Genomic DNA, 26,794 nt, shown 5'->3' on the forward strand with positions numbered 1-26,794 from the left:
GAACATCCGGTCGCGGGCCGCATGACCGGTCCAGGCGACGAGCAGCCCGTGGTCCTCACCCCCCTGGCGGCCGCGGAGCACAGCGAACTGCTCGACACCACTCCCGGGTTGTGGGTGGACGACGGCGACGACGACGATCCGGTGCTGATGCGGGCCGACGGGCGGCCGGTGGACACCTGGCGGCAGCACTACCCCTACGACGAGCGCCTGTCCAGGGAGATCTACGAGCGGGACAAGCGGCTGCTGCAGATCGAGCTGCTCAAGCTGCAGTACTGGATCAAGGCCACCGGCCGCCGGCTGGTGGTGCTCTTCGAGGGGCGCGACGCGGCCGGCAAGGGCGGCACGATCAAGCGCTTCATGGAGCACCTCAACCCGCGCGGCGCCACGGTGGTCGCGCTGGAGAAGCCGAGCGAGCGCGAGCGCGGCCAGTGGTACTTCCAGCGCTACATCGCCCACCTGCCGGCCAACGGGGAGATCGTGCTGTTCGACCGCTCCTGGTACAACCGGGCGGGCGTCGAGCGGGTCATGGGCTTCTGCGACGTGCACGAGTACCTGGAGTTCATGGAGCAGGTGCCCCGCCTGGAGGACCTGCTGGTGGACTCGGGGCTGCACCTGGTCAAACTCTGGTTCTCGGTCTCGCGGGCCGAGCAGCGCACCCGGTTCATCATCCGCCAGGTGGACCCGGTGCGGCAGTGGAAGCTGTCGCCGATGGACCTGGCCTCCCTCCGCAGATGGGACGACTACACCCAGGCCAAGGAGGACATGTTCCTGCACACCGACACCGAGTCGGCGCCCTGGACCGTCATCAAGAGCAACGACAAGAAGCGCGCCCGGCTGGAGGCCATGCGCCACGTGCTCAGCCTCTTCGACTACGACGACAAGGACGACGAGGTCGTCGGCGTGCCCGACCCGCGGATCGTGATCTCGGCGGGGGACATCTTCGACGAGGACCACGTCGCCTCCCAGGGCACCGACCCGTGACCGTCCGACCCGTGACCGTCCGACCCGTGACCGTCCTGCGCCGGTCGGCCGCTGGTGGTCAGGCGGCCGGTGGTCAGGGGGCCCTCGCCGCCCCCTGACCGGCCCGTCGTCAGGCGGGCAGGACGTTCTGGGGGTACTCGCCCTCGTAGTTGCCCGGGTTCTCGAAGACGAACACGATGTAGGTCTCGAACCCGTCGGGGCCCTGGCCGGCGACGCGGGCCGCGCCGACCCTCCTGGTGTCCTTCCAGACGAGCTGGCTGAAGTGGCCGGTCTTGGCCGGGTCGCCCGGCGGGTTCGCCCAGTTGTAGTCGGCGATCTCGTTGTACCAGGCGGTCACGGCGTCGCCGGCGGTCTTCGGCGTGGAGCCGGAGGACATGCCCCAGAAGATGTTCTCGCCGGTGGTGTCGCGCAGGCCGTCGTGGCCGGCCGACAGCTTCGCGTACTCCGAACGCGAGGACGCGCGCTCCTTGGCGTACTCGACGAGCTTGGCGTCCATCTCCATGGGGGGCGCGTGGTGCTTGGCGCGGTAGGCGTTGGCCTCGTTCAGTGCTTCGGCCAGGAAGCTGTCGCTGGTCGCGTCCGGAAGAGCGGGACGGGTTCCGGCCATCACGATCACCTCGTCGTGAACGGGAGAAGTGGGGACCACCGAAGCCTGCGCCCGGGCGGTCCGCCGGTCAATGTCCGGATGCGGCCAGGAGGCCCCGGCGAAAGGGCCGAATGAATTCCTGCCGTTGATTCTGAAATCAAATCCGGCGTGCTAGATTCGGGAGGCTTAAATGCTCGGGTAAGCATGAATTCCTGCTCATTGGAGAATGATGAGATCGCTGGTCGTCGAGCGTATTGAGATATTCGTCGTGGAATTGCCGTCCATCCGTTCGTTCAGCATTTCAGGCGGAAACGTCACCACCGAGGGGAAGCCCGCCGAGCGGGTTCTCGTCAAGGTGACGGCCGGTGGGGTGACCGGCTGGGGCGAGGCCACGCCGACGCCCGCCTGGACGTACGAGACCGTGGAGACGATCTCGACGACGATCGCCGGCTACCTGGCCCCCGCCCTCCTCGGCCGCCCCGCCTGGGACCTGGACGGCGCCTGCGCGGCCTACGAGAAGGTGATCAACCGCGGGCTGACGATCGGGTCGCCCATCGCCAAGTCCGCGCTCGACATCGCCCTGCACGACCTGCTCGGCCGGGCCCTCGGGGTGCCCGTCGGCGTGCTGTGGGGCCAGCGCCGCCGCGACCGGATCACGCTCGGCTGGATCGTGGCCGGTCAGACGCCCGGCGAGGTGCGGCAGGCGGTCGAGGAAGGGCGGGCGGAGGGCTACCACGCGTTCAAGGTCAAGGTCGGCCTGCACGACGAGGCGACGGACCTGTCCGTCGTCGCCGCCGTCAGGGAGGCGGCCCCCGACGCCCCGCTGTGGGTGGACGCCAACCAGGCCTACACCGTGGACGGCGCGCTGCGCATGGCCCGTCGGCTGGCCGACCTGGACGTCACGGCGTTCGAGCAGCCGCTGCCCGCCAACGACGTCACCGGACTGCGCCGCCTGCGCGACCACAGCCCGCTCCCGGTCGCCCTCGACGAGAGCCTGCGCCACCCCTCCGACCTGGCCACATTCGTCAAGCTCGACGCCGTCGACATCGCCATCGCCAAGGTGCAGCGGTCGGGCGGGCTGACGTTGTCGCGCCGGCTGTGCCAGTTGGCCGAGGACGCCGGGCTGCGCATCATGGGCTCGGGGCTGACGGACACCGACCTGGGGTTCGCCGCCTCGCTGCACCTGTTCGCGGCGTTCGGCGTGGACACCCCGGTCGACCTCAACGGCCGCCAGTTCGTGCACTCGGCGTACGTCGGCGGCCCGACGGTGGAGGTCTCGGACGGCACGGCCCTGGTGCCCACCGGCCCCGGCCTCGGCGTCGAGGTGGACGAGAACGCCGTCCGCGCCCTGTCCACGGCCCACTGGACCGTCTGACGAACGAAGAAGCCGGGGCCGGGACGCGCGTCCCGGCCCCGGCGGGCGCAGTGCCTGGTGGCTGCGAGAGCCTGGCCAGGTCGGCCTGAGCACCTCCGTCATCTGTGAGGGGGCGGATGTAGATACTCCTAGTTCGTCTTCATGAGGATCGGCCAACGGCCGCCCAGAGTGCGTCCCAGCTTCCAGTCGAGGGCCGGATGCCTTCATGAGGAAGGAGACGAGGATGTACGGAGACCGTCTGCGGTTCGGGACGATGGGGGCCTCGAACGCCGCCGTCATTCCCAGGCCCGCGAGCACCGGCGACAGTCATGCTGCATCGACCTCGAAGGCCGTGCCGCCTGTCTGCAAGAAGATCTACAAGGACGAGCAGCCACCCTGCGTAGAAGGCTACACAGACGGATTCGAGGCCGGAAGGAAGTGCGGCCCGCCCCGCATGACCGGGCGATACTCCGACGCCGAGGCATACGACGTCGGCTACAACGCGGGCTACGACTCGGGCAGAAGGAACTGCCCGTCCTAGCCAACGGCCACGAGCCTGCTCGGCTGTCCACCTGGGCAGGCTCGCCCACACGGGACCGACCCGAGCCGAGGGAGAGCCATGATCGTGCGTTTGATGTTCGCTGCCGTCATGACGGCTGCCGCGACGGCCGGGGGCGCGACCAGCTTTGCCGCTACCGCCGGCACCACGCCGACGCATTTCTCGCCGGCAACGTGTTCCGTGGCGGCGGACGACTGCGAAAAGGTTGTTCGCCGTCGTTACCCGAAGAAGGTGGTGTGCCAGTACTGCTGGGATGAGGAGCTACAGCACCGCGTGCTGAAGCTCTGTCATAAGCCCGAGGACGCGCTGTCACACCCGAAAAAGGATCCGGGGCCGATCAAGCGATAGTCGACCATGAGCGGGTCCACACCACTGGGGTGTCGGTAAGGATCGTGTAGCCGGGGCTCAAGCGAGTAAGGTCCACTGGACGGGCTTGACATGAACATGAAGGTCGAGCACTACGACCTGCGGAAACACCGATGGGCCGGGAGTCTTCGCCGGACCCGGGCCTGCCTCAATCGCGCCACCGGCGCCGGACAGGCTGGCGGCCGATCATCCATCGCGCCGGGCCATCGCGGCGATTCCGTCGAGCAGGGCACGCAGGCCGAGGCCGAACGCGCTCACCGCTGCCTCGGCCGCGCTGCGGTCGAAGCCGCCGTCGTGCCAGATCTGTTCGATCGCCGGGTAGCGCGCCGGGTCGAAGACGGTCTCCCAGAACTCTTGGCGGGCGGCCCACCAGTCATCGCCGGACACGCCGCTGAGCCGCTGGGCATGCGCGTGTTCGGCAAGGGTGGCGGTCGCGGCGTCGACGAACGTGACGACGGAGTCGCTCGCCGCGGACACCTCGGCGGCGGACAGCCCGGTCATAGACAGAGCGGCCAGCAGGAAGTCGGTCCTGGCGAGCAGCCCGGGACCGAGGGGCGGCCGTACGGTCGACACCATGCGCAGCCACGGGTGGCGTTCATGCAGGGCCATGTTCTGCTTCGCGTAGTGCTCGATCCGGTCGCGCCAGGGGCCGGATCGAGTCAGGTCGAGTTCCCGCCAGGCGGAGTCCACCATCAGGTCAACCAGTTCGGCCTTGCCGGGCACGTGGGTGTAGAGCGTCATCGTGCCGACGCCGAGGGACGCGGCCAGCCGGTCCATGGTCATGGCGGCCAGCCCTTCCCGGTCCGCCAGTGCCATGGCCGCAGCCACGATCTTGTCCACGGACACCTTGGGCGGCCGGCCGCGGCCCGATCGAGCCTGCGGGGAACGCCAGAGCAGGCGCAAGGTCTCCCGGGGGTCTCCGCCACCGCTGCGTTCCACCAAGCCTCCCTTTTCCGTAGATCGTACGGTAACTTTTATCCGTAGGATGTACGGAAATGGAGGAAGCACATGCGAGTGCTGGTGACAGGGGCAACGGGGAACGTCGGGCGGCACGTGACAGCCGGCCTGGCCGAGGCTCGGATCCAGGTCCGGGCCCTGACCAGGGACCCGGCCAGGGCCCGGCTGCCCGCCGCCGAGGTCGTCCAGGGAGATCTCACCGAGCCGGACAGCGTGCCGTTCGACGGCGTGGACCGGATGTTCCTCTTCCCGGAGCCGTCGACGGCGAAGGAGATCGTCGAACGCGCCGAGCAGGCCGGCGTTCAGCGGATCGTCGTGCTGTCGTCGGGGGCGGTCAGCGGCGGTTTCGACACGACCTTCCATCCACCGGTCGAACAGGCCGTTCAGGAGTCCGGTCTGGAGTGGACGCATCTGCGGCCGGGCGAGTTCGCCGCCAACAAGCTCTCGCTGTGGGGGCCGTCGATCCGGGCCGAGCGGCTGGTGCGGGACGCGAACCCGGACGCGGCCTGGTTTCCCGTACACGAGCGGGATGTCGCCGACGTGGCGCTGAGAGCCCTGTTGGAGGAGGGGCATCACGGCAAGGCGTACGACATCAACGGTCCGGAGCTGATCAGCCTGCGCGACCAGGTGAAAGCCATCGCCGACGCGCTCGGCGAAGAGGTCGGGTTCGAGCAGGTCACTCCGGCGCAGGCGCGCGCGATCTACCTGGAGATCGGCGGATTCGCCGCCGAGAACGCGGACTTCCTGCTGGGCTTCACCGACTACGACGGCAATCCGGCCGATCCGGCCGACAGCGTGGACTTCGATCCGAGTGCCCTGGGCCCGCTGCCCACGGCTCAGGCCGTGACGGGCAACCCGCCACGGACGTTCGCGCAGTGGGCACGCGATCACGTCGAGGACTTCCGCTAGGAGATCTCGACGGGCATTTCGTGAGCTCTCTCCGGAGAGTACGGTGTCAGGTGAGTATCTAGGGTTCCGCCGCCCGGCCGGCATCATGCGGGCCGGGCGGGCCTGGTCCGAGCGATATCGCCGGCGGCTCCGGTGGCCGCCGGTCAACTGAAGGGACAAAAGCCTGGAGGTCGTGGTTCCCGCGAGTGTGGGAGCCGGAAAGGCCTCCTGGTGTGCCCGACCTTCGTGCTGTTCGTCCAGCATCTGCCCAGTGGGATCGCGCGTCAGAGTGCGTCGGCTCTTGAGCTGTCCACCGGCTACATCCCCACGTTGCTGACCGCTTCGGCGCTGGCCTTCGCTCTGGCCTGGCTGTCGTCCGTGGGCGGCATGGGCGGCGGCGTGCTGATGCTGCTCGCCTTCACCGCCCTGTTCGGCCCTCAGGTGGCCGTGCCCACCCTCACACTGACTCAACTGGTCAGTAACGGGGGCCGCGCCTGGTACAACCGGCGAGACGTCCGGTGGCGGGTCATCAAGTGGCACGCCCTCGGCGCCATCCCCTTCGCCCTGGCCGGCGGGCTCCTCCTGCCCTACGTGCCGGGGGAACCGCTCAAGCGTGCCCTCGGCGCGTTTCTCATCGCCGTCGCCCTCTGGCGGCGATTGCGGCCGACGCCCGGCGCGCCGGCCGACAAGACGTTCGCCGCCGTCGGCGCGGGTGCCGGACTCGGCTCAGCCCTGTTCGGGGCGGCAGGACCGCTCGCGGCCCCGTTCTTCCTCGCCAAGGGGCTCACCGGCGCCGCGTACGTCGGAACCGAGGCCGCGGCCTCCCTGATCATCCATCTGACCAAGACGATCGCTTACGGCGCGGGCAGCCTGTTCTCCCTCCATGTGCTCCAGCTCGGCGTGGCCCTCACCCCGGCCATAGTCGCCGGAGCGTGGCTGGGCAAGAGGACCGTCATGCGGATGAACAGCCAGATCTTCGTGCTGGTCGTCGAGGCTGGAATGCTCGTCGCGGCGACCCTGCTGCTCGCAGGCGTCTGAGCCGGAACGCATTCCGGACGTACGCCGCGCCGTCGACCATCACCCCAGATCGGCCGGACGGGTGGGTTCCACCGACGCCAGCGACAGACCGCCCCGGACACACCTGCCCGGCGGGATCTGACATCTGATGTGCATATCCCGGGTTCCGCTTTACGGATCTTCGGAAACGGTAGCTGGCGGCGCTCATGGAGTCGAGTCAGTGAGTGAGTCTGCGATCTGACGGCTTTACCGCTCGTAGCGGCGAGCTTTTTTGCCCGGGAATTCGTCAGGTGACGCACGCCGATTTCTACTGCTCTGGACGGATCCAGTCCAGGTGTAGCGATGTGCTTGTCTCGCGGCCACCTCCTCTTGTTAAGGAAGCGTTTCATGGGTGCTCAGGACTCCAATCTCTCGTCGACCGGCTTCGACTATGTCGTCGCGGTGACGCAGGACAGCATCAACGGCACCCTTGAGGAATACCTCTACAGCGGCCTGCCCGAGACCGTTCTGTGCTACGCCTATGACAGCAGTAACGATCCCGTTCTGGTCGACTTCATGGAATTCGTGGCCGGGGCCGGCAACACGGATCCTTTCACCGTGCCCGACGAAACGGCGCCCACGGACCCGAGGGTGCAGAATCTCAGCAACGCCGGTTTCGCGTTCGCGATCAAGGCGAAGCTGGGTGTTCCGGCCGGCTTCGATCCCTCTTCCCTGCCACCGATCATGGTGTTGAAGCCGGGACAGTCGTACGTGACGTACACGCTGATGTTCAGCGAGTTCGTCGCGACGAACCTCACCTACGGTCCGCGCGGGCCGATGGCCTGGTTCAACCAGTCGCAGCCGTCCGGCACGAGCTGGACCTTCTACGGCCCGGTCGACCTGAACTTCCAGGACACCTCGTTCACCAGCCTTCCCTCGGACGTGCAGGAGCGGCTCAAGGGCATCGGCGACCCCGACATGTTCGGCGTCCAGCAGCTCTACTACGACCTGAACAGCTCCGCCCTGGAGCAGGGCTTCCAGTTCGACGAACTCCCGTCGAACAGCCCGCTCAACGGGTTCATGACCGCCGACTTCATCGACACCTACTGGAAGGAGCTCGGTGGCGCCGAGATTCTCGGTTACACCGCGACGCAGACGGCGCCGGTCGAGACCTCGCTCGCGGTGACGGACGTGAACTTCTTCACGCCGGACGCCGTCGGCGGGGACGGCGCACCGCTCACGCTGAACTATCTGTGCGCCACCGGCAACGACCAACTGCCGGACACCACGCACGCCGGGTTCGGCTGGAACTGGATCGAGCCCGGCGAGGTGTCCCAGTACGACGGCGTGGCCGCGCTGAACCGGAACACGTTCGCCGGCTTCCTGCTCAATTACAACAGCGGCAACGGGCCGACGTTGCTCGAATACATCGAGGGGAACTGCCAGCGGCCGGAGGTGACCTGCCAGTGCAGTGGTCAGGAGATCAAGGAATACTATTTCTATTTCTTCCCCGACCGGCCGACGATGGCCTTTCCCTCGTCAGGCCCGCAGATCATCACCGCCACCTTCTCGCAAAGCGCCTCGGACAAGTGCGGCGGGCCACTCCTCGGCGGCTCCATGAAGCTCACCTTGTCCTACGACATGACGGTGAGCGTGCAGGACGACACGATGACGATCGTCCAGCACCTTGTCCTTTACACCTACATCGAAGACCAGGGGACCGGCGACGGCGGCAATGTCGTCGACAAGACGATCACGGACGTCTACACGATCGGGGTCGACGACATGGGCCGGATGGCGATCCCCGCGCCGGACTCGACCACGGTCGACGACTCCAAGACCCCCGGCGTGAACGGATTCCTGAACTGGTTCACCGGTATCAACGATCTCCTCGATTACGTGACGCAGGCCTCGCAGGCACTCGCCGCGACCACACTTGCGGATGTTCCGGCCTCGGTCATACAGAACTTCATCTTTCCGGGCGGAGCCTCGTTCTCGTTCTGCGACGCCGTCTTCTCGGACAACCAGGACCTTGTCGGTCACATCACGTACGCCGACCCGACGCTGTGACCTCTTTCCAGGAGCGGTGACATTCCCATGAAGATCTTCTTCGACTCCGAGCTGATGGAGAACCACAAGGCCGCCGTGGTCATGGCCCCCGACAAAGCCTTCGAGGTGCTCCAGTCGCAGGACGGCGACGCGCTCTTCTTCTCGATCGGCACCGACGGCGTCTGCTACCTCACCCGCGAGGTGACCGAGACCTCGACGGGCTGGAACAGGATCGATCTCAGCAGCGCGTTGTCGGTGCAGAACGACGGTGCTCAGGTGACGGCCAAGGCGTTCGCCGTCACCCAGAACGTCCAGACCCTCGCCGTCGACATCGCGCTCGTGGTGACCGTCGGCGGCGCGGACGGCCTGTACCTCTCCATCGGCAACGCGAACACGGACGCGGCATGGGCGGACGGCGTCACCTGGACGGCCGTCCCGTTCGACGCGGGCACCGCCCCGGACCCGCTCGTCATCGCCGACGTGAGCATCATGAACATCCCCGGGCCCGGCGGCTCCGGCGCTGTCGAGAACATCTTCGTCGACATTCTGCGCCGGCCGGACAGCCCGTTGCTCGACCGCTACTACATCACGCCCGGCACGTCACCCCAGTGGAAGCCGCACAAGCTCGCCGCCGACCTCGCCGCCGGCAGCATCGCCAACTGCCTCGGCCAACGGCCGAACGACCCGACCACCGGCTTCCACGTTCCCGGCATCTACACCTTCGGCACGATCAGCGACGAGACGCAACTGCTCTTCACGCCGCAGTACAACTACTTCCGGCCCACGAACCCACCCGACCCCGCCCGGCTGATGCCGCCGTCGGGGGCCACCGCGATCGCATCCGCGCTCAACGGCTCCGGCGTGACCAATCTGTTCGTCGCCGCCACGGACGGCCTGTACGTCTTCGCGCCGGACAATCAGTACGACCGGGCGACGCCCGTACAGATCGTGGCGAACAGCCTCTTCGCCGGCGCCGGCACGCTCGCCGCGGCGACCGACGCCAAGCGGACGGCGGTCTGGGGCCTCGGTCCGCAGGGCACCTTGTGCTACGTGAGCTGCCCGGCGGGCAGCGAGGCGGACCCGGCAGCGTGGTCGACGCCGGTGCCGTTGGTGCCCGACGCGGAGCAGTTCGCGTTCTTCCTGAACGTCGGCGCCGGCACCAGCGTGCTGTTCGCCGACGTGGACGGCCAGGACCTCGTCCGACTCACTCAGGATCCCGTCACCACCGACTGGCTCCAGCGCTCCGTCCTGCTGCCCGCCACCGTTCCGGACGACGTGATCACCTGCAACAGCTTCACCACCCACGTCACCGTCACCGACGACAGCGGTCTCGCGGCGCCGAACACGGCGGTCGCGGTGACGGCGACCAGCCCGGTCAGCATCTATCTGAACGACGTGTACCACCTGCTCTCGACGACCGTGCCGGTGAACACGACCACCGACGCGACCGGCGTGCTGACCGTCGTCCAGGAAACGCAGTCCCTGGCCGCCGTCTGCTTCCGCGTCGTCCTGACGGATGCGCCGGACGTCGTGGCCGAGGTCAACCCCATGAGCAACGCGACCGCGACGCTGGAGACCGTGCAGACGGGTGACGACCTGCGAGCCGTCATGGTCACGGACGCGGACGGAACGCGGCAGCCGCTCGTGCCGTCCGGCATCTCCACGGCGGACAGTGACGCGGCCGCCCAGGCCATCGCGCAATTCATGAAGATCAACGCCGGACTGCCGCAGGACGGCTCCCGGCAGACCTCCGGCGACTCCGCCACCTCCAAGGCCAGGGCCGGCCGCACGCCGCAGCTGTGGGGCCTCTCGTTCGCCGGCGGTGGGCTCGCCTATCACGAGGGCGCCGGTGCCGTCGAGCACCTCGCCCCCGGGGAGTCCGGGGAGGCGCCTCTCGGCATCGGTTCGGACATATCAGTGGCGATGGGTGACTTCTTCTCATGGCTGCGGGACGGCTTCGAGGACGTCGAGAAGTTCGTCGTACAAGAGGCCGAGGGCATCTACCACTTCGTCGCGACGATCGCGGGCAAGGTCTACGACGTGTTGCTCGACTGCGTCGCCGCGGTCGTGCACGCCGTGGAGTTCGTCCTCAACAAGATCATGGTGTTCTTCGAGGACCTGATCAAGTGGCTGGGTTTCCTGTTCGTCTGGTCGGACATCGTGCGCACGCACAACGTGCTGAAGAACCTCTTCACGCAGTACCTGGTGAAGTGCGTCGACGGGCTCGACGGCGCGGAGACCCAGGTGCGGAACGTGTTCGCCCAGGTGCAGGGTTATGTCGACACGTGGGCCGGCCTGCCGGACGACATCCCGGCGAGCCTGGGCGGCACCAGCCGGAGCAGTGCCATGGCGGCAGCCACCCCGATGCCCGGCCAGAACAGCCCGCAGAGCAACTGGGGGCTGTTCCAGCTGAAGAGCAACGCGGCCAACGGCACCACGACCGCCCAGCCCAACCAGGGGGTCACGGGTGACGTGACGGCCACGCTGCAGCCGCTGGTGGACGCCCTGAGCAGGGAGAAGGACATTCTCGAACTCGCCCTCCAGAGCTTCAGGACCGACGTCATCGACAAGATCGACCAGCTCACGTTCACCCAGCTTCTCGAAGAAGCGATCGCGATCAACATCGACGCGCTGTTGCAGAGCGTCGAGAACGTCCTGATCGCGGCGATCAACGTGCTGGCCGAGCTCGTCGAAGGCTGCATGGAGATCCTGAACGCGACCCTGGAGATCCCCGTCCTGTCGTGGATGTACAAGAAGGTCTCCGGCAACGACCTCAGCCTGCTGGACGCCGCCTGCCTGGTGGCCGCGATCCCGGTCACGCTCGGCTACAAGCTCGTCGCCGACGCCGCGCCGTTCCCGGACGACGCCACCACGACCGCGCTCATCGACGCACCGGACTTCGCGACCATCCGACGGCTCTGCGCCTCCACGCCCGCCCCGTCCACCAGGCCGGTGAGCGGGCAGGCCCAGAAATCAGTCGACGACGTCATGGCGCTCACCGGTGGTGTCGGCTCCCTCATCGGAGCGGTGTCGCTGAGCATCTTCCAGCCGCTGGCCAAGAAGTTCCGGGACAGCGAGGTCTTCCCGATCATCAACGGCCCGTCGTACCTGCTCTACGTGACTCCCGACATCGTGGGGCAGCTCGCCGAGCCGAAGAACCCGCAGTGGTGGGACATCACCAACCAGGTCCTCGGAGATCTCATGACCGTGAAGGCGGTCGTGGACATGTGCGTCGGATCGACCGAGGAAGGGTCGGCCGCGGACAAGGTATGGGGTCCGGTGACTCCCTACCTGGACGCCGCCGCGAACCTCGTCTGGAACGCGCCGACCCTCGGCGCGTTCGCCTGTTCGGAGGGAGACACGATCGACGAACTGAATGTCTGGGGCGGCACCTGTTTCAACCTCAACGGCATGATGTCGCCCGTGCTGGCGGACGACGAGGACCCCGTCTCCTGGGGCATCGCGGTCGGCGTCGCAACGGTGCTCAACCTCGCCTACGGCTCGATGTCCTGCGCGTCCAGCGCCCTGATGTTCAAGTCCTGAAGCACGCGCCGGCATTCGAGACGGAATGGACGAAGGCCCCTTACCACTCGGGCCTGCGCACCGCCTGGCCGCGCTGCATCCGGGGCCGACCCCGACCCCGCCGGCCGGCTGCTCAGCCGTGATCAAGGGATCCCGCCGCATGGTCACCCGAGCCAGGATGGTCATACGCAGGTTGGAAGGTAGCGGCTCGTGGAGACGAAGTCGCTGATGGAGAGGGAATCAACCGCACTCAACCTCGTCACCTCATCCGTTGTGACCGGTTCCGCGCCGAGCCCGGAAGACCAGAAGCGGGAGTGCGGGTCGAGCGGGTTGACAATGACGACGAGCGTAGTCCAGCCCTTGGCCTTGGTGAGGGTCCGGGTGCGCTCCTCATCGTGTTGCACGTGGTAGTCGACCTGGCTGCACGCGGGAGCGTCGAAGGTGGCATAGTGCTCAGGCCTTTGCGCCTTGTCGCTGTAGGACAACGCGACATGGACCTGGACAGTGGTGGGCAGGGCGTTCCCGTTCTTGACGGTGATTGTGCCCCCGGTCATGAGGGGGTCGGCGATATCTACTTCGCCCGGTTCAACGTTGATGCGCAACGCGAAATCACGCTGACTGGCCCGATCAGACGCTGTCTTCGCCCGCTGAACATCCGATCGCTGCTGTTCACTGACGCGCAGAGCGTTCATGGAGACGATGAACGCGGGCACGGACATGAGACTCCCGGTGATCCCCGCGATGGCAGTCCAGAGCTGGATCGAGGTGAGTCTGCGACGAAGATGCCGACCCGCCCGACGGCGAGTGGCAAGTCGTCTGATGGTTCGAGTGGAGAGGCGGGGATCATGGTTGTGTCCAGGCATGTGCTCAGCGTGGAGGAACTACTCAGGCATCAGAGGCGGATCGGCGTGTTGTGCTGTGCTGTCCTGGATGGTGTCGGTATGCGGTGAAACGTCTGGACGGACGAACGTAGGAGAGCATCGGCTGGACGATCTGCCGCAAGATGCGAACAGGGCACAGCCCGAGGCGAGACCGGACGAGCGCGGGGCTCGGAGCCGCGCCACCGGGTCTTCGCCGAAGGCAGACCCGCGCCGATGGGGTAGCCGACTCCTACAGCGGCAGTGAGCAGTGGCCATGGTGACGGGACGGCCTCCGTTGTCGTTGGTGACGTAGCCCGTGACTCCTCGGAATGCGCACATGTCGGGTTGAGCAGCAAGAAGAAGACCTGCTTGAAGAACGATCGTCGGCGGCCGGCATGATTCGCAGCTGAACCCGGCCAGTAGCCGTACGGCGGCGAGCGGGGCGGCCGCCGGCTCGGTGGCAGCCCTCGTGCCTTACAGGCCGAGGTAGAAGCGTATGACCGTGCCGTCCTCAGAGGCGTGGACGCGTACGAGATCAGCCACATAGTGCACCAGCAGCAATCCTCGGCCGCCGAGCTGCGTAGGATCGGGCGGTCTGCGGCCGGCCAGCGGGTCCGACAGCCGTCCCGCGTCACGGACCTCGCACACGAACTGTCCGGCCTCGGACCAGACCGCCAGCGTCCCCTGTCCGCCGCCGTGCCGCACGCTGTTGGTCGTCAACTCGGCGACCGCCAGTTCCGCATCCCCCAGCCGCTGCCCTGTAAGCCCCAGCCGCATGGCATGGGCGACGGCGAACTGCCGGACCGCGGGGAGCAGCGGATCCGTGAAGGAGAAGACGGCTGCGTCCACCGCGGGCACCAGCATCTCGTTGTAGCGGGCGACGACCGCCCGCCAGTCGTAGGCGTCGCTCGCCTCCTCCCGGCCATTGCTGATGACGGTGGGGTGGGTGATCCGCGCATCGGCGATCACCTCGGCGTCCAGCCGCCCCTCGTCATACGGGCACAGGATCGTCGCCGCCCGGCCCTCGAAGGCCGCGTTGATCAGCGCCTCGTGCTGCGCGCACGCAGGGTATTCCGCCGCGCTGCGCCCGGCCCAGATCGGCTCGCCGATGATCCGCACGCGTCCGTGCGGGTGACGATCGGCGAAGCCGCGCAGCACGCGGGGGATGATCCGTCCAGGGTTGCGGCCGACGTCGGTCATGTCCAGGAACGTGATGCCCTCGGCGTCGGCACCGAGTCCCGTCTTGATCAGTTCGAGGTTGGGGCCGGGCACCGCCACGGCCGCCGGCTCGCCGATGGCCAGGCCTTCCCGCAGGAACGCCACCGTCTGCTGGGTGTACTCCTGCTCGGTGCGGTAGAAGAGCGCAGGATGCGCGAATGCCTCGCTCGGGGTCATCGTGCTCATCACTGCGCTACCTCGATCTGCGGCAGGTTCGGCCAGAACATCTCCAGCAGCCGCGGCAGCTGCGGTGGCGGCCCCTCCACGACGACCCGCCCCTCGGGCAGGCCCATGGCGGCGATCGCCAGCGCTGTCACCCCGGCAACGTCCATGAACGTCACCTCCGACAGCTCCACGTGCGAAACGCCCGTGTGCCGGCGAGCCAGCCCGGACAGGGCCTCCTCCCAGACAGTGCGGGTGCTCGCGCTGATCTCGCCGCTGACCCGGATGCCGGGACGATCAGGCATCGGGATCACTGCCAAGGCGACCTCGGCCGGAACCGCGGGGCTCAGACCACCGCCCGCATGCGGGACACCCACGCTCGCACTCCTTCACCATCTGCCCGCCCCTGACATCGCACCTCGCCAGGACAGAAAGGACACGCCTGTGCGCCCGGGCAGTCTACCTGGGGCCGGGCCGGCGGGCGCCGGAGGCGGTGCTCGCCGTCTTCGGCACCGTCTCCAACACCTGCTGTGCGCCTGGGCCGTCCCGGCGCAAGCGCCGCGGAGGTGCGGGCGGCGGCGACCGACGCCCGTGCAAAAGAGCCCGCCGGGCCCGTGTCGCGGCCGTGGGACCTCGATACGGCCGTCACCGAGACGTGACGGTGACCGGCCAGCGCCGGGACCACCGGGCCCCAGAAACCGCCCGAGGCCCCCGACCCGTGTAATCCTCCGGGTGCTGCTGGCCCCGCCGCTGGGCCCGCTCATGTGGCCGAGGCGTTCGGATGCGATGATCCGCAAGGGGATCATCGCGACGGCCGTTCGCCCCGTTGACCTCCCGGACGACGTGGTCGCCGACGTCCGGGGCATCACTTACCGCGTGATGAGGACGGTGCTGCGCCAGAACACCGCCTACATCGCCGAACGGAGCGTGCCCGAGCGGCTCGCCGCCCTCGGGGTCCCCGTGCAGGTGATCTTCGGTGCTGCCGACCCCCGTTGGGAGCCGTCGTCGGCGCACCGATACGACGCGGTGCCGGGCGCGCGGGTGGAGCTGCTGCCCAGCGTCGGGCACCTGCCCATGCTGGAAGCCCCCGAGACGATCGGCGAACTGCTGCTGGACTTCACGGCGGCGGGGCCGACGACGACCCGTGATCCCTGATGCCTGGACTGGCCACGTGCGGCCTGCCGGACCGCGCCACATCCTGCCGGCCGCGTCGAGCGTGGCGAAGCCAGGCGCCGCGCCCGCGAGCGCGGAGGCGGCCGCGAAGACGGCGAGGGCTCCGGCGAACGAACGCTTGTACCCGATGCGGTCGGCGATCCGCCCGCCCGTGAGCAGGAAACCCGCCAGGGCCGTCGTGCAGGCGGTGACCACCCAATGGCGGTCGGCGTCGCCGAAGCCGAGATCGCGCTGCACCGACGGCAAGGCGACGTCGACGATCGTGGCGTCCGATGCGACGAGCGTACGGGCCTATAGCGGCTCTACAGCGGATCCATAGCGCGGGCGCGCATAGTCAGTGATCAGCCCGTCCGGCGGGACGCGGCAAGCGGTTCACCAGCGCCGGCCAAGGGCGCCGGCGGGCCCGATGCCGATTGTCTGGACGGCCGAAGGGGCTGGCTGACAATCAGCGGTTCGGTGAGGCTGAGGTCCCGCCGGCGCCACGGCGATGCGGGGGAATGCCGGACGCAGCAGCTGACCGGGCGGGGCGGCCCGCGTTGTGCACTGAATCCGTGGCCGCCCCGGGGCGGTCGGGAGGTCACACATCAACAGCGACGAGAGGTGACGGCATGACCAGGACGACGCTCAGACTCGCCGCGATCGGGCTGCTTACCGCAGCCGGACTCGCCCTGGCCGCCGGCCCCGCAGCCGCCAAGGAGGAACCCTGGCCCAGCTCGGGCGGGATCGCCCCGATGGGCAACGACTACTGGCCGCACAGCGGCGGGTGAGGTGTGCGACCCGGGCCGGGCTTCCGGCACGGACTCTGATGCGCGGACAAAGTGACGGCATATGCGGCGGCGAACCATCTCTGCGAATCCGCGAGCGCTCGACTTTCGAAGATCAGACAAACACGGGACGGGGTCATGCTCAAACTCAAGGCCGTGATCGCAGCGATCATCATGGCGCTCCTCGCCAATTCGCTGCTCGTGACCCCGGCCGCTCATGCGGCCACCAGCGGCGAATGGAAGACGTACGGCCCCTACAGCTTCGTGTTCGACCTCCCGAACAAGCTGTGCATGCTGTCCATCTCCGACGGCAAGACCTATGAGGGGAACTGCGCGCAAGGCGGCGCCAGAGCTCGCTGGCACGTCCGCCACAACACGGTCACCCACATGGTCGTACTCCACAATGTCAACTACGACAAATGTTTGAATGTCGATAGCAGCTTCACCGTCACCACCGGCCCCTGCGGCAACGTCTGGAGCCAGCAATTCAACGAGGAAAAGATCTCGGCCGGCACCAGTCAACACAGTGGCCGTTATGGGTACCAGCCGGTGGCTGACGCGAGCAAATGCCTCCTGAGAGGCTGGCGTGTCGGCTCCTGCAGCGAAAATGAAGCCATATATTACCAATACTACAATGCGCCGTAAGTAACCTCTGTGGCGGCCCGATGAATTAGGGCCCCGCTGCGTGTGCCGTCCACGAGCGGGGCCCTTGCACCCCCTTCGCATGGAGAGTGCCGCGGGATCGGGCCGGGCTTCGGTCTCAGCGCAGCCAGTCGTCCAGGTGGGCGGCGACGAACGTGTCGTCCACCAGCCACGGATAGGCCGCGCTCACCCGCGCGAGCTCCTCGGCCTGCCCCGGTGACAGGCCCTCGTCCGGGTCCAGGCACCACGTCCCGGCCAGCAGGCCCTGGCGGCGCAGCACCTCGTGCACCCCGGCGATGCAGCCGCGGAAGCCGCCCGCCACGTCGAACACCGCGCCGTTGGCGTCGGTGAGGTCGCCGGCGCGGGCCAGCAGGGAACGCAGCACCTCGTCGTCCCCCGCCCACGCCCGGCGCACCTCGTCGAACATGAGCACCGCCGCCCGCGTCCACACCGCCCACTGGCCGAGCAGCCCGCCGACGATCCGGCGGCCCGCGACGGGGGAGAGCAGGTCGGCCAGGATGTTGTCGTCGTTGCCGGTGTAGAGCGCGATGTCGTCGCCGCGCCCGGACGCCGCCACCGCCCTGACCACGTCGAGCGTGCGATACCGGTCGAAGGGCGCCATCTTGATCGCCACCACCGACTCCTGCTCGCTCAGCGACCGCCAGAACGACGGGCCGAGCCGGCGTCCGCCCACCGCCTCCTGGAGGTAGAAGCCGATCACCGGCAGCACCTCGCCCACCGCCCTGGCCCGCGCCAGCAGCTCCGGCTCGCCCGCCCCGGGCACCTGGGGCGACAGCAGCACGGCGTGGTAGCCCAGCGAGGCGGCGAGCTCGGCCTCCGCCACGGCCTGGGCGGTGTCGCCGCACGCGCCCGCGACCATGACGAACGGCCGCTCCGCCTCCTTCGCCACGACCTCGGCGGCCAGCTCCAGCACCGGCCGCAGCAGCCCCGCCCGGCGGATCTCGAACTGCGTCGTGTGCACCGCCACGGCCGCGCCGCCCGCCCCCGAGGCCAGGTAGTAGCGGGTGAGCGCGCGCTGGCGGCGCTCGTCCAAGGTGCGCCCGCCGGTCAGCGCCAGCGGATGGGCGGGGATGACCGTCCCCTCCCGCAGCAGGCCGATCGACATCTCAGAACCTCCCGTCGCGTACCGCGAACTTGGTCGGCTTGCCCGACAGGGGCAGCCCGCGCGACAGCCAGCCGGCCTGCCACCCGATCAGGGTGTCCAGCGGCACGTCCGGGTAGCCGAACAGGCCGTGGCAGCGCGAGGCGTCGCTGAGCAGCGCGGTGCCGCTCTCGCCGCCGGTGAAGGACGCCTTCGTCCCCATCGCGGCGGCCAGCCTGGCCGCCGTGCGCCGCACCGAGGCGGTCTCCGGGCCGGTCAGGTTCAGGGTGAACGCCTCCGGGGCGCGCGCGTGGCGCAACGACCGCAGCGCGACCTCGTTCGCGTACCCCTGCCAGACGACGTTGACGTACCCGGTGGTGAGGTCCACCGGCTGGCCCGCCGCCACGGTGGCCGCGAGGTCGGCCAGCACGCCGTAGCGCAGGTCCACCGCGTAGTTCAGGCGCAGGATCGCGACCCTGGTGCCGTAGGCCGCGGCGGCGTGCTCGAAGACGCGCTCCCGGCCCAGGCAGCTCATCGCGTACTCGCCCACCGGGTCCGGCCGGTCCTCCTCGGCGCTGCCGCCGCCGGCCACGTCCACCAGCGGGTACACGTTGCCGGTGGAGAACACCGCGATCGCCGAGTCGCGGTAGCGCCGGGCCACGGCGGCCGGCAGCGCCGCGTTGACCGCCCACGCCTGGTACGGCGCCGCCGACGTGCCGAACTTGGCGCCCGCCATGAACACGACGTTGGCCGCGTCCGGCAGCCCGGCCAGGTCGCCGCCGGACATCAGGTCGGCGGCGACCACCTCGACGCCGTCGTCGGCCAGCGCCCGCGCCGCCCGGCCGTCCGACCAGCGGGACACGGCGTACACGCGGGCCGAGCCGCGGCCCGCCGCCTCCAGGGCCCGCCGCGCCAGCCGGACCAGGCTCGGCCCCATCTTGCCGCCCGCGCCGAGCACGACGAGGTCGCCGTCGAGCCCGGCGACGTCGGCGGCCAGCGCGGCCGACGGGGTGGCCAGCCGGTCCTCCAGCTCCTGCTCAGAGGTGAACACGCGCGGCTCCTTCGGGTCGCCGGTAGGCCACGCCCATCCGGTCCAGCAGGGGAAGGTGATCGGCCAGCCGCCGGGTGAAGCCGCCCAGGTCGCGGCCCGCCGACCAGGCGGCCTCGGCCACAGCGCACAGGCGCGGGAAGGCGTTGTAGTCGAAGCGTTCCCTGGTGGGCAGGTACTCACCCCACAGCTGGGCCTGCATGCCGAGCACGGAGTCGCCGGCGTCGTATCCGTAGACCGTCTCCAGGGGGAGCGGCCCGGAGATGCTGACCGGCTCGCCCGGGGCGTCGGACTCGGCGTAGTCGAGGTAGGTGTGCGTGTGCGGCGCGGCGACCACGTCGTGCCCGGCGCGCAGGGCCGCCTCGATCCGGTCCACGCCCCGCCAGGCCATGATCACCATGTCCTCGGGCGGGTCGTGGTCGAGCATGTCGTCCCAGGCCACCGCGCGGCGGCCGAGCCCGCGCAGGTGCCCGGCCAGCAGCCGGCCCCACCAGCCGAGCAGGGCCCGCGGCCCGTCGAGCCCGGCCTCGGCGACGCGCCGCGCCGCCTCGGGGTCGGCCGCCCACTCGCCGGCGCGCACCTCGTCCCCGCCGATGTGCACGTACCGGGACGGGAACACCTCGCACAGCTCGTCGAGCACGTCGCGGGCGAACCCGGCGGCCCGCTCGCCCACGTTGAGCACGTGGGAGGAGATGCCCCACGACGTCCGCACCTGGACGGGCGTCCCGGAGGGGTGGCCCAGCCACGGGCAGGCGGCGATGGCGGCCTGCGAGTGGCCGGGGAACTCGATCTCGGGGACTACGCTCACGCCGCGCGCCGCCGCGTAGGCCACCAGGTCGTGCAGCTCCCGCTGGGTGTAGAAGCCGCCGTGCGGGACGCCGTCGAACCGGCCCTCGCGGGCGTGCCCGGCCGGCGACTCGGCGCGGCGGGCCCCGGCCTCGGTCAGCCGCGGGTGCGCGCGCACCTCGAACCGCCAGCCCTGGTCGTCGGTCAGGTGCAGGTGCAGCACGTTGAACTTGTGCAACGCCAGCAGGTCGACGTACGAGCGCAGGAAGGACATCGGACGCCACCAGCGGGCCACGTCGATCATCACGCCGCGCCAGGCGTACCTGGGCACGTCGCGCACCGTCCCGCAGGGCACGCCGCCGGGGCCGTCGAGCTGGCGCAATGTCTGCACGCCCCAGCGCAGCCCGGCGACGTCCGCCGCGGCGATCACCGCCCGCTCCCGGGTGACGTCGAGGGTGTAGCCCTCCGCGCCGAGCGACGGGTCCGGCACCAGGCGCAGCTCGATCTCGCCGGGGGCGTCGCCGCCCGCGGCCGGTCCGAGCAGCTCCCTGGCCAGGGCGGCGTGCGGCCCGCGCACCGGCGCGCGCACGCCGGGCTGGAACGTTCCCTCGGCCCGACGTGCCGAGGCGGGCAGGGGGATCACCGGCGGGACCACTGGGGGACCACCGTCGGGACCACCGTCGGGATCGCCGTCGGGATCGCCGTCGGGATCACCGTCCCAGCACCGTTCGGAAGGCGGCCAGGGCCTCGCCGACGGGCGCCGCGTCGGGGTACCAGGCGCGTTCCCACTCCAGCGCCAGGAAGCCCGCGTAGCCGATCCGGTCCAGCTCGGCCAGCACGCCCGGCACGCCCACCGCGCCCTTGCCCGGCAGCACCGGCGCGAGGTCGGCGGGCGAGGCCGCGTCCTTGATCTGCACGTGCCGCAGGTACGGGCCCAGCGCGTCCGCGGTGGCCGCGGCCCTCTCGCCGGCCCGCCACGGGTTGACCACGTCCCACAGCGCGCCGACGCGCGGCGAGCCGACCCCGGCCAGCACGCCGGCGACCGCCTGGCCCGTCAGGAACACGTCGTGCGTCTCCAGCAGCACGTCCACGCCGTTGTCCGGCAGCCGACCGGCCACGTCCGCGAGCCTCCGAGTCGCGGCGGCGGCCGGGTCGTCCTGCCCTTCGACCCCGCCGAAGACCCGCACGTACGGTGAGCCGAGCGCTTCGGCGATCTCGACGTGGCGCAGCACCTCGGCCACCGGGTCGCCGTCCGGCCGGGCCACGCGGGTGTAGGAGCACACGGCGACGATCCCGATCCCGGCGGCGGCGAACGTCCGGGCGATCGAGCGCAGCTCGGCGTCGGGGGTGTCCGGCGCGACGATCTCACCTTCGGCGCAGCGCAGCTCGACGGCGGCGCAGCCGTACCGGGCGGCGGTGGCGACGACCTCCTCGGCCGGTGCGCCCGGCATGCCGAGCGTGCTGAACGCGAGCGGGTTCATGACTGTCCCTTCACTGTGACGGTGGAGCCCCGGCGGGCGGACTCGTAGACGGCCAGGGCGACGTCGAGGACCGACAGGGCGTACTCGGCGGTGACCTCGGGGGCGGTGCGGCCGGCGCAGGCCCGCGCGAAGTCGGCGAGCTGCGCGGCGAACGCGGTGGCCATCTCGCCGATGCCGGGCGCGGCGACCTGCGTGGCGACGCCGCCCCGGAAGGACCAGACGCCCTCGCCGCGGCTGATGCGCAGCGCGCCCTCGCCGCACACGATCTCCGCCTCGTCGGTGAACGGCAGGCCGGTGCCGGTGACCGAGATCGTCGAACGGGTGCCGTCGGCGTGCCGGGCCAGGGCGACCGCCTCGGTCTCCACCGACCCGCCGGCGGGCCCGGCGACGTGCGCGGTGACCTCCGCGATCGGCGAGCCGACCAGCATCTGGAGCTTGTCGATGCTGTGCGTGCCGACGTTGAGCACGATGCCGCCGCCGGCCATGTCGGCGTCGAGGAACCAGCGGGGGCGCGTGGGGTCGGCGTAGTCGGCGGTGCGCCGCTCGGCGGCCACCACGACCTGGCCGAGCTCGCCCGAGGCGAGGAACCCGGCCGCCGCGCGCAGCATCGGGACGAAGCGCAGCACGTGCCCGACGGCGAACACGACGCCGGCCGCCCGGCACGCCTCGATCATGCGGACGGCGTCCTCGCGGGTGGTGGCGATCGGCTTCTCCACGAGCACGTGCAGCCCGGCCGCGGCGGCGTCGAGGGTGATCGGGGCGTGCAGCGCGTGCGGCACGGTGATCACGACCGCGTCGAGGCCGCCGGCGTCGAGCATCGCCCGGTGGTCGGTGAAGACGCGGGCGCCGGCCTCGGCGGCCAGCTTCTCGGCCGCCTCGGCCCGGACGTCGCACACCGCGGCGACCTTCACCTGCCCGGCGCTCTGGCGGGCGGCGGCCACGTGGAACTCCGCGATGGTGCCCGCGCCGATGACGCCCAGGCGCAGCCCGGATGTTGTGGTCACGATTTCCTTTCCGGATCGGACATGGGCTCTGGTCAGCCCTTGAGACCCGCGGACATGGTTCCGCGGACGAAGTAACGCTGGGCCAGCACGAACACGACCAGCATCGGCAGCAGGCTCATCATCGCCGCGGCCGTCACCAGCTGGTCGTTGCCGACGAACTGCCCCTTCAGGCTCAGCACGCCGACCGGCAGCGTGTAGTTCTCCGGCGAGGTGAGGTAGATCGTGGGCTCCAGCACGGCCTTCCACGACGTGGTGAAGGTGAAGACCGCGAGCGTGGCCAGGGCGGGCTTGGCCAGCGGCAGGTGGATGCGCCAGAACACCTGCCAGGGGTTGGCGCCGTCGAGGCCGGCCGCCTCCTCGAAGTCCTTGGGGATGCCGAGGAACGTCTGCCGCATGAGGAAGATCCCGATCGGCGTGGCCAGCCAGTACGGCACGATGAGCGGCAACATCGAGTCCAGCCAGCCCAGCGAGCGGAACAGCAGGAAGTTCGGGACGATCGTGATGACGGTCGGCAACATCATCGTGCCCAGGGCCATCGTCAGCAGCGCCTGCTTGCCCGGCAGCCGCATCCTGGCCAGAGAGTGCCCGACCATGGCGCTGGTCAGCACGTTCCCGGCCACCGCGAGCACCGCGATCACCAGGCTGTTGGCCAGGTAGAGCCCGAACGGCGTGCGCCGCCACACCTCGGCGTAGTTGTCCCACTGGACCGGGTCGGGGATCCACGCGGGCGGCACCTGGATGTACTGGGCGAAGCTCTTGAGCGAGTTGCCCAGCGCCGCGACGAACGGCAGCAGCATGACCGCCGCCCCCGCCAGCACCAGCACGTACGAGACGGTCTTACGCATAGTGCACCCACCTGCGCTGGAGCCGGAACTGCACCAGGGTCAGCGCGAGCACCAGCACGAACAGCACCCACGCCACGGCCGAGGCGTAGCCCATCTGGAAGAACTGGAAACCCTGCCGGTAGAGGTAGAGCACGGTCAGCTCGCTCGCGCCGTGCGGCCCGCCGTCGGTCATCACGAAGACCTGCTCGAACGACTGCAGCGTCTCGATGGAGGTGAGCACCAGCACCAGGAACGTGGTGCCGGAGATGCCCGGCAGGGTGATGTAGCGGAACCGGTTCCAGGCCGACGCGCCGTCGATCTTGGCGGCCTCGTAGCGCTCCTCGGGGATGGCCTGCAGGCCCGCCAGGAAGAGCACCGTCATGTAGCCGACGCCCTTCCAGACCGCGACCGCCGCCAGCGTGGGGATCACCAGCGCCGGATCCTGCAACCAGTTCTCGGCCGGCAGCCCGAGGAAGCCGAGCACCTGGTTGGCGATGCCGGTCTGCGGGTTGAAGACGGCGTCGGCCACGTAGGCGACGACCACCCACGAGGAGACGACCGGCACGAAGTAGGCCGCGCGGAACAGCGCCATGCCGCGCAGCCGCTGGTTGAGCGCGACCGCCAGGGCCAGCGCCAGCGCCGTCTGCGCCGGCACGAACAGCACCGCGAAGTAGGCGGTGTTGCCCAGCGTGCGCCAGAAGACCGGGTCGCCGAACAGCCGGGTGAAGTTGCCGAACCCGACGAACCTCGGCGCCGACATCAGGTCGTACTCGGTCATGCTGAAGAACAGCGAGGCCAGCAGCGGCCAGGCGGCCAGCGCGACCAGGTGCAGGAGGTAGGGCGAGGCGAACGCGAAGGCCCAGGCCCGCTCGCCCGTGCGCCGCCGCCGGGCGGGCGGGCGCGGCTCGGCGGCCACCTGCCCGGAGCGCCTGGTGAGCACCGTCACTGCGTCTTCCCGGCGTAGAAGCGGTCGATGACCTCCTGGGCCTCCTTCTGCCCGGTCTGCAGCGCGGTGGCGACCGGCGTGGCGCCCGACAGGGCCTCGTTCATGCGCTTGGCCAGGGCCTCGGTGTACTCCGACCACACGGCGTTGGTGCCGAGGTCGGTGGCCGCGTCCAGCGACTCCAGGAAGACCGGGCCGCGGTCGGCGGGCAGGGCCGTGGCGGCGACCTTCTTGTTGATCGGGATCGCCTCGCCCAGCTCGGCCCACTTGCGCTGCGGGCCCTCACCGGAGAAGAAGGTGATCCACTTCCACGCCGCGTCGGCCTGCGCGGGGGAGGCGCCCTTGCCGACCACCCAGGAGTTGACGATCGCGACGTTGCCGCGCCCGGCCGGGCCCTTCGGCAGCGGCGCCACGCCGAAGTCGACGCCCGCGCTCACCGCGGGCAGCGTCCGGGCGTAGATGCCGTACGACATGGCGACGCGGCCGGTCGCGAACAGCGTGTGCACCACGCCCTTGCCCATGGCCTCGGTGGTCACGTAGTCGGGGGCGAAGCCGTCCTTGCCCATGGCGCGCAGCATCCAGTCGAGCGCGGCCGTGGACTGCGGGCTGTCGACGACGACCTTGCGGCCCCCGTCGGTGACGACGTCGCCGCCGAACGCCTTGACGATGGGCCACCAGCTCTCGGTGAATCCTGGCGAGTACGCGCGGAAGCCGTAGGTGTCGGGCTTGCCGTCGCCGTTGGCGTCCTTGGTGAGCTTCTTGGCCGCGGCGGCCAGGTCGTCGTAGGTCCACTCGGCCGTCGGCTCGGCCACCTTGGCCTCGGCGAACAGCTTCTTGTTGTAGAAGAGCACCGGGGTCTGGGCGCCCTGGGGGAAGCCGAAGACCCGGCCCTGGGCGTCGCGGTTCAGCTCGATGCCGGAGAAGTCGGCGGCGTTGACGGTCTTGACCCGGTCGCTCAGGTCGGCGAGCGCGCCGCGGGCGGCGAACTCCTGCACGAGCACGCCGTCCGACAACCACACCTGGGGCGCCTGGCCGCCGGCGATCTGCGTCCTGAGCCGCTCGAAGAACTTGACGTACGGCGCGACCTCCAGCTGCACCTTGATCGACGGGTTGGCGGCCGTGAACTCCTTGACGAGCTCCCGCATGGTCGTGTCGGCCGGGTCGCCCGCGGCGGCGTAGAAGCCGAGCTTCAGGGTGACCGCCCCGGAGTCGTCGGCCGGGCCGCCGCACGACGCCGTGCCGGCCACGGTGAGGACGGCCGCCGCGGCAGCGGCGAGCACGCGCACTCTCATTGGGTCCTCCAACAGGAACGAAGAGGGGGGAAGGGGGGTGAGGGGGACGCCGCCGTCACGTCGGGACGCGGACCTCGACCAGGCTGCCGGAGGCGGCTCCGCAGGAGGCGCGGACGGCCAGGCGGGGCTGGAGCACGACCCGGCAGACGGGGGCGGCGGGGCCGAGCTCGATCCGGCGCAGCAGCAGCTCGGTCGCCATCCGGCCGACCTCGGCCTTGGGCGGCGAGACCGCGGTGAGCGGCACCTCCGACAGGTCGGCGACCTCGTCGTCGTAGGCGACGACGGCGATGTCGTCGGGCACGGTCAGGCCGACCCGGCGCAGGTAGGGCAGCAGCGCGGTGGCCTCGCGGTCGCCGAGGCACACCACCGCGCGCACCTTCTCGGCGACCAGCGTGTTGGCGTAGGCCAGCATGTCGGGGCCGGTCCAGACGGGCTGCCTGGCCACGGCCTCCGGGATCTCCGGAAGCCCGAGGTCGACGACGGCCTGGCGGTATCCCGCGAAGACCTGCTCGGAGCTGGCGGTGCCGATGCGGCCCAGGTAGCCGATCCGGCTGCGGCCGAGCCCGCTGAGGTGCTGCACCGCCGCGTAGCCGCCGCCGTGCACGTCGGTGCAGACGTAGGAGGTCGGGTCGGCCGGGCGGGGGTCGGCCGGGCGGCGTTCCACCAGCACGTACGGCACGGGCAGCCCGCGCAGGCGGGCCAGGTGGGCGTCGGGGTCGGCGGCGAGGTGCAGGTTGGGCACCAGCAGCAGGCCGGCCACGCCGACGTCGACGAGCTGCTGGATCTGCCCGGCCTCGACGTCGGGGTCGTAGTTGGAGCAGGCCAGCACGAGCTGCACGCCGGCGGCGGTGGCCGCCCGCTCGATGCCCTGCACGACCTGCGGGAAGTAGTAGGTGTTCGACGGGACGAGCGCGCCGATGAGACGCGGCCTGGCCCCCGGGGTGACGGAGCTGGTCACGAAGGTGCCCGACCCCTGCCGGCGCCGGACGAGCCCCTCCTCGACCAGGAGGTCGACCGCGCGGCGCACGGTGTTGACCCCGACCGAGTAGGTCTGCGCCAGCTCGGACTCGGTCGGCAGCCGGCCGCCGACCGGCCAGCGGCCCTGCACGATCTCCTGCCGCAGGCGCGCCGCGAGGGTGCGGAATCGCCTTCCCCTGGGGAGGGAATTCATTCCTTCAGGTGGCTCCATAACGGGATTCTTCTCGTCATTCCGAAGTAATGTCAACCCTAAATTCAC

Annotated in this window: 25 protein-coding genes and 1 pseudogene; 11 read left to right on the forward strand and 15 right to left on the reverse strand. The window is 70.0% G+C overall.

All coding sequences use genetic code 11. The features are described 5' to 3' along the window. Positions 1-21: 21 nt before the first annotated feature. Positions 22-981, forward strand: coding sequence for a polyphosphate kinase 2 (gene ppk2 / locus ACIBQ6_RS03320; RefSeq protein WP_397209981.1), 960 nt, complete (start codon positions 22-24; stop codon positions 979-981). A 109-nt stretch (positions 982-1,090) separates the two neighbouring features. Here ppk2 and ACIBQ6_RS03325 read toward each other — a convergent pair whose 3' ends face one another. Next, positions 1,091-1,588, reverse strand: coding sequence for a CAP family protein (locus ACIBQ6_RS03325; RefSeq protein ID WP_358293417.1), 498 nt, complete (start codon positions 1,586-1,588; stop codon positions 1,091-1,093). 247 nt (positions 1,589-1,835) lie between these two features. Here ACIBQ6_RS03325 and ACIBQ6_RS03330 point away from each other — a divergent pair, with 247 nt between their 5' ends. The 3 genes from ACIBQ6_RS03330 to ACIBQ6_RS03340 all read left to right on the forward strand — a co-directional run bounded on the left by ACIBQ6_RS03330 (position 1,836) and on the right by ACIBQ6_RS03340 (position 3,828). Further along, on the forward strand, positions 1,836-2,942 hold the full coding sequence (locus ACIBQ6_RS03330; protein WP_397209983.1) for a mandelate racemase/muconate lactonizing enzyme family protein: 1,107 nt from the start codon (positions 1,836-1,838) through the stop codon (positions 2,940-2,942). A 205-nt stretch (positions 2,943-3,147) separates the two neighbouring features. Beyond that, a complete protein-coding gene (locus tag ACIBQ6_RS03335) occupies positions 3,148-3,462 on the forward strand; it encodes a hypothetical protein (protein WP_397209984.1) in 315 nt (104 codons plus the stop codon). 78 nt (positions 3,463-3,540) lie between these two features. Then, complete coding sequence (locus ACIBQ6_RS03340) at positions 3,541-3,828, forward strand: hypothetical protein (RefSeq protein WP_397209985.1); 288 nt, start codon at positions 3,541-3,543, stop codon at positions 3,826-3,828. 204 nt (positions 3,829-4,032) lie between these two features. Here the strand turns inward: ACIBQ6_RS03340 and ACIBQ6_RS03345 are convergent, their stop codons facing one another. Next, complete coding sequence (locus ACIBQ6_RS03345; protein ID WP_397209986.1) at positions 4,033-4,686, reverse strand: TetR/AcrR family transcriptional regulator; 654 nt, start codon at positions 4,684-4,686, stop codon at positions 4,033-4,035. Between the two features lie 168 nt (positions 4,687-4,854). On the opposite strand from ACIBQ6_RS03345, the gene ACIBQ6_RS03350 reads away from it, so the two are divergent. The 4 genes from ACIBQ6_RS03350 (at position 4,855) to ACIBQ6_RS03365 (ending at position 12,279) form a co-directional block, all read left to right on the forward strand. Then, entirely contained in the window at positions 4,855-5,712 is an 858-nt protein-coding gene (locus tag ACIBQ6_RS03350; protein ID WP_397209987.1) for an SDR family oxidoreductase, read from the forward strand. Between the two features lie 210 nt (positions 5,713-5,922). Then, on the forward strand, positions 5,923-6,729 hold the full coding sequence (locus tag ACIBQ6_RS03355) for a sulfite exporter TauE/SafE family protein (protein ID WP_397209988.1): 807 nt from the start codon (positions 5,923-5,925) through the stop codon (positions 6,727-6,729). Between the two features lie 366 nt (positions 6,730-7,095). Beyond that, a complete protein-coding gene (locus ACIBQ6_RS03360; protein ID WP_397209989.1) occupies positions 7,096-8,757 on the forward strand; it encodes a hypothetical protein in 1,662 nt (553 codons plus the stop codon). A 27-nt stretch (positions 8,758-8,784) separates the two neighbouring features. Continuing rightward, positions 8,785-12,279, forward strand: a complete 3,495-nt coding sequence (locus ACIBQ6_RS03365; protein WP_397209990.1) for a hypothetical protein — start codon at positions 8,785-8,787, stop codon at positions 12,277-12,279. A gap of 161 nt (positions 12,280-12,440) precedes the next feature. On the opposite strand, the gene ACIBQ6_RS03370 is transcribed toward ACIBQ6_RS03365, so the two are convergent. The 3 genes from ACIBQ6_RS03370 to ACIBQ6_RS03380 form a co-directional block, all read right to left on the reverse strand. Next, positions 12,441-12,971 carry a hypothetical protein gene (locus ACIBQ6_RS03370; RefSeq protein WP_397209991.1) on the reverse strand — a complete coding sequence of 177 codons (531 nt, stop codon included), beginning with the start codon at positions 12,969-12,971 and terminating at the stop codon, positions 12,441-12,443. Between the two features lie 621 nt (positions 12,972-13,592). Further along, entirely contained in the window at positions 13,593-14,522 is a 930-nt protein-coding gene (locus tag ACIBQ6_RS03375; protein WP_397209992.1) for an anti-sigma factor RsbA family regulatory protein, read from the reverse strand. After that, positions 14,522-14,875, reverse strand: a complete 354-nt coding sequence (locus tag ACIBQ6_RS03380) for an STAS domain-containing protein (protein ID WP_358293401.1) — start codon at positions 14,873-14,875, stop codon at positions 14,522-14,524. The genes ACIBQ6_RS03375 and ACIBQ6_RS03380 overlap by 1 nt, the downstream gene beginning before the upstream one ends. 355 nt (positions 14,876-15,230) lie before the next feature. On the opposite strand from ACIBQ6_RS03380, the gene ACIBQ6_RS03385 reads away from it, so the two are divergent. Further along, positions 15,231-15,653 (forward strand): alpha/beta fold hydrolase, encoded by a 423-nt coding sequence (locus ACIBQ6_RS03385; protein WP_397209994.1) that lies wholly within the window; start codon positions 15,231-15,233, stop codon positions 15,651-15,653. A 75-nt stretch (positions 15,654-15,728) separates the two neighbouring features. Here ACIBQ6_RS03385 and ACIBQ6_RS03390 read toward each other — a convergent pair. Beyond that, positions 15,729-15,941: pseudogene (locus ACIBQ6_RS03390) on the reverse strand (MFS transporter); the annotation flags it as partial. A gap of 338 nt (positions 15,942-16,279) precedes the next feature. Here ACIBQ6_RS03390 and ACIBQ6_RS03395 point away from each other — a divergent pair. Beyond that, positions 16,280-16,438, forward strand: coding sequence for a hypothetical protein (locus tag ACIBQ6_RS03395; RefSeq protein ID WP_358293398.1), 159 nt, complete (start codon positions 16,280-16,282; stop codon positions 16,436-16,438). Between the two features lie 135 nt (positions 16,439-16,573). Then, positions 16,574-17,080 carry a hypothetical protein gene (locus ACIBQ6_RS03400; RefSeq protein WP_397209996.1) on the forward strand — a complete coding sequence of 169 codons (507 nt, stop codon included), beginning with the start codon at positions 16,574-16,576 and terminating at the stop codon, positions 17,078-17,080. Between the two features lie 115 nt (positions 17,081-17,195). Here ACIBQ6_RS03400 and ACIBQ6_RS03405 read toward each other — a convergent pair whose 3' ends face one another. The 9 genes from ACIBQ6_RS03405 to ACIBQ6_RS03445 form a co-directional block, all read right to left on the reverse strand. After that, complete coding sequence (locus ACIBQ6_RS03405) at positions 17,196-18,203, reverse strand: dihydrodipicolinate synthase family protein (protein WP_397209998.1); 1,008 nt, start codon at positions 18,201-18,203, stop codon at positions 17,196-17,198. A gap of 1 nt (position 18,204) precedes the next feature. Continuing rightward, positions 18,205-19,230 carry an NAD-dependent epimerase/dehydratase family protein gene (locus ACIBQ6_RS03410; protein ID WP_397210000.1) on the reverse strand — a complete coding sequence of 342 codons (1,026 nt, stop codon included), beginning with the start codon at positions 19,228-19,230 and terminating at the stop codon, positions 18,205-18,207. Then, positions 19,217-20,656, reverse strand: coding sequence for a beta-N-acetylhexosaminidase (locus tag ACIBQ6_RS03415; protein WP_397210002.1), 1,440 nt, complete (start codon positions 20,654-20,656; stop codon positions 19,217-19,219). Before ACIBQ6_RS03415 ends, ACIBQ6_RS03410 begins: the two co-directional genes overlap by 14 nt. Before the next feature lie 67 nt (positions 20,657-20,723). Further along, positions 20,724-21,494 (reverse strand): sugar phosphate isomerase/epimerase family protein, encoded by a 771-nt coding sequence (locus ACIBQ6_RS03420; RefSeq protein WP_397210004.1) that lies wholly within the window; start codon positions 21,492-21,494, stop codon positions 20,724-20,726. After that, positions 21,491-22,498, reverse strand: a complete 1,008-nt coding sequence (locus ACIBQ6_RS03425; protein WP_352328344.1) for a Gfo/Idh/MocA family oxidoreductase — start codon at positions 22,496-22,498, stop codon at positions 21,491-21,493. The genes ACIBQ6_RS03420 and ACIBQ6_RS03425 overlap by 4 nt, the downstream gene beginning before the upstream one ends. 32 nt (positions 22,499-22,530) lie before the next feature. Beyond that, complete coding sequence (locus ACIBQ6_RS03430) at positions 22,531-23,343, reverse strand: carbohydrate ABC transporter permease (RefSeq protein ID WP_397210005.1); 813 nt, start codon at positions 23,341-23,343, stop codon at positions 22,531-22,533. Then, the gene (locus ACIBQ6_RS03435; protein ID WP_358293385.1) at positions 23,336-24,268 is read right to left on the reverse strand and encodes a sugar ABC transporter permease; all 933 of its coding nucleotides are present in this window, start codon (positions 24,266-24,268) and stop codon (positions 23,336-23,338) included. Before ACIBQ6_RS03435 ends, ACIBQ6_RS03430 begins: the two co-directional genes overlap by 8 nt. Then, the gene (locus ACIBQ6_RS03440; RefSeq protein WP_397210007.1) at positions 24,265-25,557 is read right to left on the reverse strand and encodes an extracellular solute-binding protein; all 1,293 of its coding nucleotides are present in this window, start codon (positions 25,555-25,557) and stop codon (positions 24,265-24,267) included. Before ACIBQ6_RS03440 ends, ACIBQ6_RS03435 begins: the two co-directional genes overlap by 4 nt. 55 nt (positions 25,558-25,612) lie before the next feature. Next, positions 25,613-26,728 (reverse strand): GntR family transcriptional regulator, encoded by a 1,116-nt coding sequence (locus ACIBQ6_RS03445; protein WP_397210009.1) that lies wholly within the window; start codon positions 26,726-26,728, stop codon positions 25,613-25,615. Positions 26,729-26,794: the final 66 nt, after the last annotated feature.

This window comes from Nonomuraea sp. NPDC049655, assembly GCF_044465465.1.
In the GTDB taxonomy this organism is placed as follows: domain Bacteria; phylum Actinomycetota; class Actinomycetes; order Streptosporangiales; family Streptosporangiaceae; genus Nonomuraea.